This window comes from Trichocoleus sp. Lan, from assembly GCF_039961855.1.
GTDB lineage: Bacteria > Cyanobacteriota > Cyanobacteriia > Cyanobacteriales > FACHB-T130 > FACHB-T130.
In genome coordinates this window covers 266,041-279,617 of the sequence record NZ_JAMPKA010000003.1, presented here as the reverse complement: position 1 = coordinate 279,617, position 13,577 = coordinate 266,041, and the positions used below count along the sequence as shown (strand labels likewise).

Below are 13,577 nucleotides of genomic sequence, written 5' to 3'. Positions count from 1 at the left end.
TTTTATTTAGAGCTTACCCAATATTGCCAAAGTCTTAAGAATTTTAGCCCCCCTTTTTAAGGGGGGTTGGGGGGATCGAGCTAGGAAGTTGCAAGCTTACGATTTTCTACCAAACTTAGTTTTTAAGTCGTTTAGTGTTGGTGATTTTTGTTGCATGCGATCGCTTGTTTTTTTCACACTAATTCCGCCACTCGCTTCACCTGCTGATTTCATTGACAAACTAATGCGTTTCAACTGCTCGTTGACTTCTAGAACTCGCACTTTCACAACTTGTCCGACTTTGACAATTTGTTTTGGATCGTCTACAAATCGGTCAGAGAGTTGCGAAATATGCACCAAACCATCTTGGTGAACGCCAATATCGACAAACGCGCCAAAGTTAGCAACATTCGTCACAATCCCTTCCAGTTCCATGCCAATTTGGAGATCCCTTATTTCTTTGACTCCTTCTTTAAAAGTGGCATATTTAAACTCGGCGCGGGGATCTCTTCCCGGCTTTTCTAGTTCGCTGATAATATCGCGCAGCGTCGGTTCGCCGACGGTATCAGTGACGTATTTCTTCAAGTTGGTTGACTTAAGTTTTTCTGCAACTTGTGTAATTTGCTCCAACGGTACATTTAAATCTTTAGCGATCGCTTGTACAACCCCATAACTCTCAGGATGCACGGCTGTATTATCCAAAGGATTTTCGCCAGCGCGAATCCGCAAGAAACCAGCCGCCTGTTCAAAGGCTTTTGGCCCTAATTTTGGCACTTTCATCAATTCCCGGCGGTTTTTGAATGCACCCTGCTTGTTGCGATAGGTGATGATATTTTTGGCAACCGTTGGTGTCATCCCGGAAACAAAGGTCAAAAGTTCTTTTGAGGCAGTGTTCAAATCCACACCGACATAGTTCACGCAACTTTCTACCGTATCATCTAGCTTCGTTTTCAGTAATTTTTGATCGACATCGTGTTGGTACTGTCCGACGCCAATCGATTTGGGGTCAATCTTGACGAGTTCGGCTAAGGGATCTTGCAAGCGACGACCGATGCTGATAGCACCGCGAACCGTAATATCAAGATCGGGAAATTCTGCGATCGCGACATCACTCGCAGAATAAATCGATGCTCCCGACTCATTCACCATGACTTTAATCGGTTTGCGATCCATCGTCTTGAGAATTTCTGCAACGAACTCATCCGTCTCTCGTCCGGCAGTGCCATTACCGATGGCTATCAGTTGAATATTGTACTTTTCAATCAATTTCTTGAGAGTGCTGGCAGCCTTCAATCGCTGCTCGGCTGCTTGATGGGGAAAGACAGCCTGGTATTCTAAAAATTGCCCCGTCTCATCAAGAACGGCAACTTTGCAGCCAGTCCGAAATCCCGGATCGATTGCCAGCGTCGGCTTCAATCCCGCTGGACTCGACAGCAGCAACTCCCGCAAATTACTTTCAAATGTCTTAATCGACTCGACATCTGCATAAGCTTTTCTATCAGCACGCACTTCGCTAATCAGGGAAGCTTTCATCAAACGGTTGAAGGCATCTTTGAGCATTCCCCGATAAAAGTCTCTCACCGCAGGGACTTTCGTTTGGATTTCCTGCGACTCCAAATACGACAGGACAACTTCTTCATCGAAGGAAAGTTCTAAGTTCAATACTTCCTCCGTCTCGCCTCGCAGCAGTGCCAGCAAGTTGTGCGGCGCAATATTTTTTACCGAAGCCTGGAAATTTCGGTACATCTCAAATTTGGTGGAACCTTCGGGATGATCGTTTTTGATGCGCGAGACGAATACCCCTTCGTTCATCAAATAGTCGCGTAGATGCGATCGCACCTCAGCTTTTTCAGACACCGCCTCCGCCAGAATGTCACAAGCACCTTTAAGCGCTTCCTCCACCGTCTTCACTCCCTTTTCTTCAGAAATATACTTTGTTGCCTCAGCCTCCAAGGATGCAGGCTGAGCAGTGCGATTGTTCAGCGACTTGATGAACTCTGCCAGGGGTTCCAGTCCTTTTTCCCTAGCGATGGTGGCGCGTGTCCGTCGCTTCGTTTTGTAGGGTAGGTAAAGATCCTCTAGTTCGGTTTTTTGCACAGAGGATTCGATTTTAGCTTTCAGCTCATCGGTCAGTTTACCTTGGGATGCGATCGCTTCCAGAATCGCCGCCTTGCGCTCTTCCAGCTCCGTCAGGTAGGTAAATCGCTCCGACAGGTTGCGAAGCTGGATTTCGTCCATTGTGCCAGTACGCTCTTTCCGATAACGAGCAATAAAGGGAATCGTTGACCCCTCGGCGAAAAGTTCCAGCGCACTTTGCACCTGAGAAGGTTTGAGAGAAAGCTCTTGTGCCAGTAGTTGAGGAATGTTCAGCATCGGATGTGTTCAGCAGTTACGAATCAGACACTTCTGTGATGATCATCCTAAAACACCCATCCACGAATTATTTTTATCGCTTCCACATTGACAGAAAGCTAATTGTGTGTAAAGGCACCCTTACTGCCAAGGAACATCAATGGGATATAGCTGTTCTCAGTTGGATGCAGTACATTTTTGACCTCTCTCCAAACCTCTGTCCTAGCAGGAGAGAGGCTTTGATTTAAGTCTTACTCCCCTTTCCCACTAGGGAAGGGCTGGGGGTTAGGTTTGTATTGGACTCAACTAGCTTGCCCGCTATATTCTCACCTGGGAGCTATCTGTCCATACTGTCACCCAATCGGGTGAACCACTTGGAGGAAGATAATAACCTTTAGGCAAAGTAACTCTAATAAATAGAGTTGGCGATTTTTGAGCGATAAAATTGCGTCATCTGACGCTGATAAAAATTACTTTTCATTTTAAGAATATGTTGCTAAATGATACTCTGCACCAATTACCCAAAGTTGAACTTCATCTTCATCTGGAGGGAGCAATTCCCCTCACAGCCCTTTGGCAACTTATAGAAAAGTATAATGCCGTTTCTTCCGTTGGTTCATTCTCCCAGATGGAGCAAAAATTTCAATACAAAGATTTTCAACATTTTATTGACACCTGGGTTTGGAAGAACAACTTTTTACGAGAATACGAAGATTTTACATTGATTGCCAGTAAAATTGCTGAGGATTTAGCTTCTCAAAATATTATTTATGTGGAAGCTTTTTATTCTCCAGGTGATTTTATTCGGCATGGACTGGAACCCCAGAAACTCACAGAAGCAATTCGCAAAGGTTTGGATGTTCATGCCGATAAAATTACAGTGAATTTAGTAGCCGACCTGATTCGAGATTTCGGACCGGAACAGGGAATGACTTGGGTAAAACAGATTCACGAGGTAAAAAATCTTGGAGTCTTGGGAATTGGCATCGGTGGCTCGGAACAAACATTTCCTCCCAAACCCTACGAAGCGGTTTACGAGGAAGCGAGAAACTTGGGATTTAAAACTTCTGCCCACGCGGGTGAAGCAGCAGGTTCTGAGAGTATCTGGGGAGCCATTCGCAGCTTAAAAGTGGATCGTATTGGGCATGGTGTACGTGCGATAGACGATCCAGAATTAGTATCCTTTTTGAAATCAGAGCAAATCCCAATAGAGATGTGTCCTATCTCTAATCTGAGAACAGGAGTCGTTGCTGACATTGAACTCCACCCGATTAAAAAATTATACAAGGAAGGATTGCTTATAACGGTTAATACTGACGATCCAAAAATGTTCAATTCGACTTTAGGTTACGAGTATAGAATGTTGGTTGAAAAATTAGGATTTTCTTTGGATGATATTGTAAATTTGATTAAAAATGCCATCAAATCTTCCTGGTGTGATGACACAGAAAAAATGGAGCTATTTGGAAAAATTGAAACGGCACTGCCTTTAATCAATTCCTAATCTCTTAAAATTTCTACAATTAATAAAAGTCAAGCCTCAATCTACCCTTTTTATTAGAAAAAAAGAAGCGCTCGCTTCTTTTTTTCAGAGAGCGAGCGCTTCTAATTAAAATTTGTTCTGGCAACAAAAGTTTGTCCAGTTGCAAAAGCAACACTTCAAGTATTTGTTCCTAAACTTCCCCTTCCTCGAACTTTGGTTTATCAAACATTCCCTTCAGTTTCTACTGGCACTAAAATGTACTTTACCTGCTTATCAGGCCCCTTGACAATCTGAGGTTCAGATGGAGTGGCATCCTCAGATGCACCTTTCAATGCTTCTCCCGCACCTCTGACATTCTCGTTAACATTATCCGCTGCATCCTTGAGTACATCCACTGTACCTTTCACAGTTTCGTTAACATTCTCCGCTGTACCCTTAACTGTGCTAAGGGTATCTTTTACGGTGTAATTAACATCCTGGGTGACGCCCTTAACTTTGTCCCCTACATCGATTACTGTGTCGTTAACGCTGACAGCTACGTTTTTTACACCATCACCTACGCTTCTTACAGTTTGGTTAACACCGTCAGCGGCATTTTTGACTGCATTTCCTGCATTTCTTACAGTCTGGTTTACCCGATCAACAGCACCCTTATTCGCCATAGCCCCAGCTATCGCACCCACCGTAGCACCAATGAATGCTCCAATCGCTATTTTAGTCAAGGCATTATTCATGCCTGTGTCTGCCGGAGGAGTATCATATTCGTGTGGAATTTGCTCAACAAATATTTCATCTTCACCCAAAACTTTGTCATTATCAATCATAAAAATCGTCTCCTTTCTACTTAAATAGATACTGATGATAGCCGCTTGCTTAAATAGGCAAAAAGCGATATTCCCTTAACCTAAGCAAATGCGGAAATATCCTTCGCTAACGCTTAGTTCAAACCCAACTAATTACAATTTTATTCTAATTTGCAAGGGTTGTTTTTCAGGGACAATTGATAAAGGTTAGGAGTCATGAATTATGAGTTATCAATTTCCAACTCTTAACTCCTAACTCCTAACCCTTCTATCAATCATTCGCAGTCATCAAGACTTGCTTCTAAATGTCAGCAGTATCTTCATAACGTTGGAAACCAGAACCTTCCCCTTCTTGGAGATAGGTTGCATTAGGATCTAGTGAGGTTTCAGTCTCTGAAAACCTATTTCGATTAACCACATCTTCCTCATCTGGGCCGGAAATATATGCTGTCTGCATATCCATGTCCCTTTCCATGCCGATGTTCGCAGTTGTCGTGACCTGCGGCGTACTGATCACCGGATGCTCTTTAGCTACCTTGACGTTCTGCTCGTAAGATGGCTTGATATCCTCAGCGGCATCCTGAACTGCGTCCAATCCACTGATTGCAGATTGCTTGGCATCCTCAGTTTTATCCTGTAGCTGGTCTGCGGCACCTGCTACAACTTGCTTAGCATTTGAAGCTGTACCCTTTACTGCGTCCAATGTACCTACTACAGCCTGGCTAACACCTTCAGCGGTATCTTGTAATGTGCCTACTACAGCGTAGTTAACGCCTTCAGCTACACTCTTAACCGCTTCGCCAACACCTTTGGCTGTCTGACCAACACCGCCAGCTACAGTCTTTGCTGCTTCGCCAACACCTTTTGCAGTCTGGTTAACACCGCCAGCAATAGTCTTTGTCGCATCGCCAACACCTTTGGCAGCGTGTTTCACACCCTCAGATGTTCTCCTACCAGCTACCAGACCGGCTAGTGTCCCTAAGGTAGCACCGATGAGTCCTCCCATCAGCGCTCTAGATAAGGCTGGATTCATGCTGCTAGATTGTTGTCCAGCATTCATACTGCCGGATTGTTGCCGAGCATTGATGTCGGTGGGTTGTTGCCGAGCATTGATGTCGGTGGGTTGTTGCCGAGCAACAGATTGAGATGTAATCGTAGGGCTGTTTTCTGCTCTTGCTATTCCACTAGGTTGAGTTGTGCTTTCTGTACGAATATAAGGTTGAGCTGTCTCGCTAGAGCCAGCATTTTCGTCACGTCTCTCGAAATTTGGCGTATTATTAGTCATCATTGTCTCTTTTGCCCCCAAGCATCTAAATATCGTTTTGCTGTAGCTCGTTATCTATTGCAACTCTAACGAGCCTCAAGAAGGATTTAACTGAGCTAAAGGCAGACATGACTCAACACCTATTGCATCTGTAGTTGTAGATATGGAATCCCAATCATCGTATATGGCTATACCTTGCTGGGTATTTAAGGATGTCTCCCTTGAGGTCGGTGTAAGTCTATACGTGCGATCGCTAAATTAGCAGTAGCAGTGACTTCAGATCGTTAAGCCGTTTTGGTAGGCAGGAGACGGGGCATTATGACACAGAGCAATCAGCCTTTTGATCGGCATGACGAAAATACTGACCGGATTCCGGCACAGTCCAGCGTTCCTCCAGCAGACACTAGCGGAGATGGCGGTGATGCTGCGTCAGATGCAGCCAACGAAGAGACTGACGCGGCTACAGAAGAGTCTGGTGTTCAGCCAACAGGCACCCGCAGGCGTGTCGCGAATGCTGCTTTAGCTGGAGCAACCTTTGGTGCTGTAGTCAGTGCAGCTGCTGCGGCGTTTACTGGTAAAAGTGTAGGTGAGGGTATTAAAGCGATTGTTGAAGGTGCTGCGGATTTAGTAATAAAAGGTGCTGCTGCGGGTGTTCACCCTACGATTGAAGGTGCAATCGACAGCCTTAAAGGCGCTGCTACGGGTGTCCACCCTACGATTGAAGACCCTTGGGATACGCATAAAGGTCCTGTGGCTGTTCAACCTACTATTCCTATTGAATATGGCAGCGACACGCTTCAAAGTCCTGCTGCGATTGTTCAACCTCCGATTGAAGATGCCAGGGACACACTTCAAAGTCCCGCTGCGATTGTTCAACCTCCGATTGAAGATGCCAGGGACACGCTTCAAAGTCCTGCTGAGCCAGTTAAAACCCCTGTATCTCCCGTTGATGCTATCCCCCAATTAAATCCGCCCCCTGCCGCTAGTGCAACTGCCGCTAGTGCAACTGCCACTGGTGCAACGGGTAGTGTTGCGAATGATGTAATGAACAGCTCTGCTTTAGTGCAACTGTTGTTGAATCAGGTAGGTAGTGAACTAGCAATGAGTTTCTACGAGCAACTACCAGCAATTGTCCTGGCTGAAATTCAACGGTTAAGCACCAACCCCACTCCGGAAGAGCAGCAGCGAATCAGAGACAGCTGGACAAAAGCTTTAGAACCCATCGCTATTGCGATTATCCAATCGGGACAATTATTCAAATCCAATGCTTTGTATCCAACAAATAATTATCCAACAAACAATGGATATCAGAAGTATACTCATTCAACTGGAGACAAGTTGAATTAATAAATTTATCAATTTGAGGATTTTTGATATAAATATTGGTAGTAAAATTTTACTATCAATCAAAATTTAAGTTGGAATGCGGCAAAGAAACCCAACTCGATTAAGCATTGGTTGGGTTTCTTTGTTGTTGGGTTTAACCTACTGTTATTGAGAATGCGATCGCTTACTTTTAGCGGTTGCCTTTCTTAGCGTTTTAAACAGTTTGTAGGTGCTTGTTTCAGTTGATTGTGGCGATAAAAACCATTTAAGTTAAGCAAAGCAGAACGATAGCGAACTTTTCTGACATTGTTCCTGCCAGGGCTATTCAGCCTGTCAATTACAGTAGCTCTCGCAACTTTCAAGTAACCCTGATTGTCCCAATTAACTAACCGGGTGCCTGATGAGTTTGGCGGTATATTTTGCCGACCAATATCTCCGACAATTTCTATCGCTTCGCCGCTAACAGTTCTCTTATTAACTACACCGCTAACACAAGCGGTTACTTCGCCCAAAGTTTTGGTATCGTAAAGGTCTCCGACTAGGCGATTTCCTTTTTTACTAAATACATAACAATGACCTAAATCTACACCCTGCTGGTTCCCAGTGCCTGAGGGAGGTTTGCTACAAAATGTGTAATTACCATTCGATAGGCTTTGAATAGACTGAACTGGGGTTGGGGTTGGGGTTGAAGTGCTGGATGCGATCGCTGTAATTTTTAACGGTGTAGCTGCCCAACGTTCATTAGGATAGATTTCTTTTACTTCACCACTGAATGTAATTGCTTTTCCTTCTGCCTTGAAACTATCAGGAAGATTACAAGTTGCATATCTTATACCATTCTGTCCTTCAGTTACGATGACATAAGTTTCACCAACCAGTGTCACTTTACCCTTTTTGTCTTTCACAGTTTCTACGGTTTTTCTATCGTCATAGGTACATGTAGAAGAAAGCTGTGCCAATTTGGAGGGTGATGTCTGTGATACAGTTAGTCGCTGGGTTGATTCTGAAGATTGGGCGATCGCAAGGACGTGTTTCCCAGAGGTGATTGTTCCCAAAAGGGTGAGAAATAAGCTAAAAAATAAAATTGATTTCCGGCTATTACTCATTTTGATTGTTCTCGGTAAACTAATTGTATACAACACCAATGTAGAAAGCGTTTCCGAAAACTCTGAGTTGATTATGTGTCAGTATTTGAACTGACATAGGAAGGCTGGCGAAGCTGCGAATTCTATTTGCTAAGATTATTCTCTTTCATCCTTACTCGTACATCTGTTTATGGTTTGCTAAAAGCTGTAAATATATCTCATTTATCTTTGCTTGCATCCATTTCTCTTTAAAGATTGCGGCTGATTCAGCTTTCACCGGATCTACTTCATTGGGTAAAATATCTTTCCTTGCTTGAAGCAGGGCTTCTTTAGAAGTTTCTTTTTGAGGATTTGACTTAAATTTTCTGCCGCTTTTATGATTGGCATATCTGCGCGATCGCGTATAACCCATTTGTAAAAACTTCCGTGCCATATCCGCGCCAACAAAATCATCTTGTTCTAGGTAATCCAGAAACATCTGGTAAATTTTTTCGCTCGATTCTCTGGCAATCTCTGGAGTTTTAAAGCGCCAGTAGGGAAGAATTTCTGATTTGTAGGGTTCTACCAAAAGCACCCCCTGCTCGCCCTTACCCACGCGATAAAGTTCGGGAGAAGAGCGAAAATCGATTGCCTTAAAATCTAAAGTGTAATCAAAGGGCATGATAATTTTTATTTTGAATAATAGACTTAAAGAAAAAAGTCTTGCTTCTATCGAAAGTAACGAAAGGAGTCTTTTCTGTCATGCTATCTAGCCCCCAATCCGTCAACACTGCCCTTTCCACAGGGGATCTGCGGCGAGTCCACCACATTGCCTTGAACGTCCACGATCTGCAAGCTTCCCGGCACTTCTACGGGGGTATCCTGGGTTTGTACGAACTGACGGGTGAAGAAGTGCCGACCACATTGCGATCGCTTGTAGCATCAGGCAAAGTTACCAATTTCGTCACCCCCGATGGTACCGTCCTCGACTTGTTTTGGGAGCCGGATTTGCCACCCCCAGACAATGACCCGCATCGCGCTTTTACCCGCGCCAATCACCTCGCCTTTGACATCGACCCGCAGTTGTTCGAGCGGGCGGTCGAGGTGCTAAAACAAAATCAAGTGCCCATCGATCATGGCCCTGTCAGCCGTCCCACCGGACGAGGCATTTACTTTTACGACCCGGATGGATTCCTGATTGAAATTCGCTGCGATCCAGCAGAAACTAAAAAGGAAAGTATCTAGTGGAGCGTGCAACCAGTGCAGCTAATTAAGGTGATGGAAGAGGCGTTAAACAAGCCTCCGATTCAATATGAACCACACAAGCACACGCTGAAAGCTTGGGCGATGTATTGTCTGAGAGACCGAGGATTTAAAGTGGTTTATGCGGAAAAAGCCGATTTTGCTGTTGAAACTCGTGGCGGCGAGAAGCTCTATTTTAAAGTGGCAAATAGTGCAGAGAATTTAGACGGGAAATCTGGCTGGATAGTATTGGATAGCTCAACGAATAACGTCAGCATAACTGCACCTCAACAATAAGTAAGCGGATGCAATTAAATTGAAGATGTTCGTAGGTTGGAGAGCCACTTGCGTGCGGGGGAACCCCCCGCACGCAAGTGGTATTTGGCTTGGGAAAGCCAACCCCTGCATAGATTTCGCTATCGCTCACCCATCCTATACATCACTAATTTCACTTAGCTTAAGTTGTCCTGATTGTATTGAGATTTACTGCCTTCTCCTGGCGAGAGGAACTACCTTATCTACATCTTGTGTGTAATCAACGACCAAGACACTAAAACACCAAGGCAACAGGCGATCGCTTCTAGAAAAATCTACCTTCGTAGGGAGGTTGAAGGCTAGGCGATCGCTGAGCATAGTATCAGGACTTTAAAATTTTCTATTGTGTCAATTTAAGGAAAAAAACCATGATGGGAACGCTTTTTACCTGGGTAGCTACGGCTCTTAGCCTACTAATTGTTGATTTACTTGTTCCAGGTGTTAATATTGCTACATTTCCTGCTGCCTTAATTGCTGCTGTAGCGATTGGCTTGGTCAATGCTGGAGTTAAGCCGACTCTATCTCTCCTATCTATGCCGCTTAACTTCGTCAGCTTAGGAACATTTTCGCTCGTCGTTAACGGGATATGTTTCTGGGTGGCTTCAATTTTGGTTCCCGGATTTAGTATGCATGGGATTTTAGCTTTTCTGTTGGCACCCGTCGTTCTATCTTTTGCGAATACTTTCATCAGCAAATATTTTGCTGAGAGAAACGCGGGTGTACTAACCGGCAGCAGTAGTGACTTGAAAACTCAAGGTTAATCTCTATCCAGAGAAGTAAAATTGATAGAGATTAAAAAAAGGAGGAAAGCTAGATGCTGTTCCTCCTTTTTTAGTTTGCAAGCTAGAAAGATGAATGCAGTTTTGTATACCATCTATCAAAACGAAGATAATTCGTTAGGGGGAGGTCTTCAATTACTTGATTTAGGAGAATAAGACTAATAAGAGTTTAAATAAGAAAGTTGAAGTAGTCTCATGAAATTACTCCGGATTCTGGCTGGTCTTCTCGTGCCTCCTTTAGGCATTTTTCTGACAGTTGGTGTTGGCCCAACTTTATTCATCAACATTTTGCTTACGGTTCTGGGTTGGCTTCCCGGTAGTATTCATGCAGTTTGGGTAATCGTGAAGCACGAAGAAAGAATGGCTGGAGGAGAAAACGTATACTAAACCAAGGTTAGTTAGACGCTTCTATCCCTTGTAGCGCTAGTAGTGGGAGTAGAAGTCTTTCTCGAGTGCTGGTTGCGTGTTAAAACCCTACTGCAAGTTTAAAAATTGAGTTTAAAAAACAGAACCAGCTAAGTCTTAGCTGGTTCTGTTTTAATTAATGGTGAGAATCTTTAGGAGTCCCTGATTTACTGACATGTTCCTTTTCGCGAATTGCATCTGCTGCTGTTCGTAACAACTCACTCAAGATTTGACGTACCTGACGTTCTTTCTTAGCGATCGCTACCCCAGCATCACCCAGTTTTTCTTCAACCTGCGATCGCTTTTGTTCTACCTGCTGAACCATTATTTCAGCTTGAGGGCGCGAACGGTCGTACCAGTGCTTCGCTTCGTCCAGGTACCCTTTCACGTCCTCGGCGCGTCCCCCGTAACGTGCAGCTAAATTCGCTCGGAGAATCGCTAATTGAGCTTGCAGTTGAGCATAACGCTCTTTCAGCGATGCGACCTCATCGCTGTTTTTGAGATTATTAATCGCAGACTCCAGGGCAGTTTTGGTAGAAGGCGAGGTATCTTTACCAGATTCTTCGATGTCTACTAGCAGCTTATCAATTTCTTGCTGGAGTTCATTTTCTTCGTTGTCCAGTTGAGCTTGTAGCTGTTTAACCTCTGCTTGCGTTTTCGCAATATTTCGATGTCTTAGATGGCTAAAACCTTCAACCGCTCCCTCAATCGTAGCCGTGACTTCTTCTTTGAGTTCGCCACCTTTATCTTGCAAGTTTTCCAGAACCACAGAAACCGCATCTTTAACAATTGAGCGAAGTTCGGTGGAACCTTCCTTAAACTCCGAACCCACCTGAGATACAGCAGATTGAACAATTTCCCGAATCCGCTCTGCTCTGAGCTGTCCTGTTTCTTTAGCTTGATGGAGATCGGTTGTAATTTGTTCTTTGATTTTATTATTAGGCATTTTCTTCCTCGGTTTGTAGTAGTTGATTTAGATGAAGCTTTAATTAAACTACTTGTACAAGCTTTCCAGCAAAAAAAAGAGGTTATAATTCGCTTCTTCTATCTTGGCGCGATCGCTTAAAAATCGGTACTTCCTTTAGGTAGAAAACTTCTAATTCTGTATTCGCTAACTTGCGAGCGGGAAAGCAGCAACGATCGCCCAACCGAAAAACAACGCACTCCCCAGTGCATAACTCCACACATTATTAAGTTGGCTGCCAGCAAAGGAGAAAATACCCATCGCTAGCGGAAATAGCGGCAGCAACAGGTAGATAAAACCAAGTTGCGGAACCAAGTACACCGCCAAAATAAAGCCGCCTACTAGCAGCACGCTTTGCCACAACCACCACGCTACCCGCGAGAGTACCCCAGCATCCTGTTGCGCCACTCCCGACGCTAGAAACCAAGGAAGGCAAGCCAACGACAGCAAAGGCCAAAGCTTCAGACGTGCTGGAATTAGCCACCATTGCAGCCACACCGACTGTGCCATTGCCCCAAAACCCACCCAAAGCAGTACAAACAGCCCCAAGCCTATCCCCAGCGCCCTGAGTGTAGGACGTTGTAGGCGCAAGAGAATCCCCAGCCAGACGATGCCTGCCACAAAGAACCAAATTCCGATTGCACCGCCGACGAGGACGCCACCCAAGCTGTCAATTTCCCCCATACGGCTCAGCAATAGGAGTGAAGCGCTGGCAAGGAATGGAGCTAAGAACGAACCTAGCAAGCTTTGTAGCGGATGCACCTTTGCCTTGGGTGTAGTCGCCGGGTCAGCAACAGCAGGGGCAACGGCGAAAAGGAACAACAGCCATGCCACCAGATGCAATGCATACCAAGCCATCCGACGGTCAATATAGTTACTGCTACTCTGAATTCTGAAGGTAGCATCGAGCCACGTTCGGGCAGCTTGGTGGCTGATATTGCGGAGGAGAATGGTGATGTGTTCGGCGTTCGGGATGATAACGAGCGATCGCGCCCTTCCCCCAGCAAAGTTATCGTTTTCTCCTCCTGCCGCCGCCAGCAACCGCTGGGCATTCGTCACAAATCCACCTTCCCAACTCCCGGCTTGTAGCTGAAGATTGCGCGGGATAGAAGGCGTCACTCCCGCACCCGTTGGCGAGACGGCAACCGTTGCCGCAAAGCGGTCGGGATTGCGGATACCCGCCGACATCACCGCACCGCTACCCATTGAGTGCCCCAGCAGCGCCAAGCGGCTGGGATCGACCTCTGGTTGCTCCAACAGGGCTGCATAAGCCACATTCAGGTCTTGCTGAAGTGAATCGCGCTCTAGGGGTGCTGGATTCGCGCCATGTCCGCCGAAATCCCACAACATCACGGCATACCCCGCGTGCGCCAAAACGTGCGCGTAGCCCAGCATTAACTGCTTAGAACCTGCATAGCCGTGCGCCACCAGGACACCGGGTATTTTCTCAGAACCCTGTGGTGCGACGTACAGCATCGGCAACCCTTTATCTGAGAATGTTCGCGTCACCAATCCAGTCCGCGCCGCCGCCACCCCCCACCAGGAAAGTGCAATCAGCAACAGCGCCACAATTAGCGAAAATAAGCGCTTGCGAGTCATAT

The 13,577-nt window shown here is 45.4% G+C and carries 13 protein-coding genes; 6 read left to right on the top strand and 7 right to left on the bottom strand.

The genetic code is table 11. The features are described 5' to 3' along the window. Positions 1 to 96 precede the first annotated feature (96 nt). On the bottom strand, positions 97 to 2,352 hold the full coding sequence (locus NDA03_RS04235) for a Tex family protein (RefSeq protein WP_348237378.1): 2,256 nt from the start codon (positions 2,350 to 2,352) through the stop codon (positions 97 to 99). Between the two features lie 469 nt (positions 2,353 to 2,821). Here NDA03_RS04235 and add point away from each other — a divergent pair, with 469 nt between their 5' ends. Next, entirely contained in the window at positions 2,822 to 3,835 is a 1,014-nt protein-coding gene (add, locus tag NDA03_RS04230; protein ID WP_348237377.1) for an adenosine deaminase, read from the top strand. A 200-nt stretch (positions 3,836 to 4,035) separates the two neighbouring features. Here add and NDA03_RS04225 read toward each other — a convergent pair whose 3' ends face one another. Both NDA03_RS04225 and NDA03_RS04220 read right to left on the bottom strand, forming a co-directional pair. Beyond that, a complete protein-coding gene (locus NDA03_RS04225; protein WP_190429271.1) occupies positions 4,036 to 4,638 on the bottom strand; it encodes a hypothetical protein in 603 nt (200 codons plus the stop codon). Between the two features lie 280 nt (positions 4,639 to 4,918). Beyond that, entirely contained in the window at positions 4,919 to 5,905 is a 987-nt protein-coding gene (locus NDA03_RS04220) for a hypothetical protein (RefSeq protein WP_348237376.1), read from the bottom strand. A gap of 294 nt (positions 5,906 to 6,199) precedes the next feature. On the opposite strand from NDA03_RS04220, the gene NDA03_RS04215 reads away from it, so the two are divergent. Then, positions 6,200 to 7,228: a hypothetical protein gene (locus tag NDA03_RS04215; RefSeq protein WP_190439030.1), complete on the top strand. Its 1,029-nt coding sequence runs from the start codon at positions 6,200 to 6,202 to the stop codon at positions 7,226 to 7,228. Positions 7,229 to 7,413: 185 nt separating this feature from the next. On the opposite strand, the gene NDA03_RS04210 is transcribed toward NDA03_RS04215, so the two are convergent. Both NDA03_RS04210 and NDA03_RS04205 read right to left on the bottom strand, forming a co-directional pair. Beyond that, positions 7,414 to 8,313, bottom strand: coding sequence for a hypothetical protein (locus NDA03_RS04210; RefSeq protein ID WP_190985739.1), 900 nt, complete (start codon positions 8,311 to 8,313; stop codon positions 7,414 to 7,416). A 151-nt stretch (positions 8,314 to 8,464) separates the two neighbouring features. Continuing rightward, positions 8,465 to 8,953, bottom strand: coding sequence for a DUF4385 domain-containing protein (locus NDA03_RS04205; protein WP_190985740.1), 489 nt, complete (start codon positions 8,951 to 8,953; stop codon positions 8,465 to 8,467). 80 nt (positions 8,954 to 9,033) lie between these two features. Here NDA03_RS04205 and NDA03_RS04200 point away from each other — a divergent pair, with 80 nt between their 5' ends. The 4 genes from NDA03_RS04200 to NDA03_RS04185 all read left to right on the top strand — a co-directional run bounded on the left by NDA03_RS04200 (position 9,034) and on the right by NDA03_RS04185 (position 10,994). After that, complete coding sequence (locus tag NDA03_RS04200) at positions 9,034 to 9,516, top strand: VOC family protein (RefSeq protein WP_190985741.1); 483 nt, start codon at positions 9,034 to 9,036, stop codon at positions 9,514 to 9,516. A gap of 15 nt (positions 9,517 to 9,531) precedes the next feature. Next, positions 9,532 to 9,810: a hypothetical protein gene (locus NDA03_RS04195; RefSeq protein WP_190429277.1), complete on the top strand. Its 279-nt coding sequence runs from the start codon at positions 9,532 to 9,534 to the stop codon at positions 9,808 to 9,810. Positions 9,811 to 10,196: 386 nt separating this feature from the next. Next, entirely contained in the window at positions 10,197 to 10,589 is a 393-nt protein-coding gene (locus tag NDA03_RS04190) for a phage holin family protein (RefSeq protein ID WP_190439040.1), read from the top strand. Between the two features lie 213 nt (positions 10,590 to 10,802). After that, a complete protein-coding gene (locus tag NDA03_RS04185; protein ID WP_190410085.1) occupies positions 10,803 to 10,994 on the top strand; it encodes a YqaE/Pmp3 family membrane protein in 192 nt (63 codons plus the stop codon). Between the two features lie 154 nt (positions 10,995 to 11,148). Here NDA03_RS04185 and NDA03_RS04180 read toward each other — a convergent pair whose 3' ends face one another. Then, entirely contained in the window at positions 11,149 to 11,958 is an 810-nt protein-coding gene (locus NDA03_RS04180) for a histidine kinase (RefSeq protein ID WP_348237374.1), read from the bottom strand. A 165-nt stretch (positions 11,959 to 12,123) separates the two neighbouring features. Further along, positions 12,124 to 13,575: an alpha/beta fold hydrolase gene (locus tag NDA03_RS04175; RefSeq protein ID WP_348237372.1), complete on the bottom strand. Its 1,452-nt coding sequence runs from the start codon at positions 13,573 to 13,575 to the stop codon at positions 12,124 to 12,126. Positions 13,576 to 13,577: the final 2 nt, after the last annotated feature.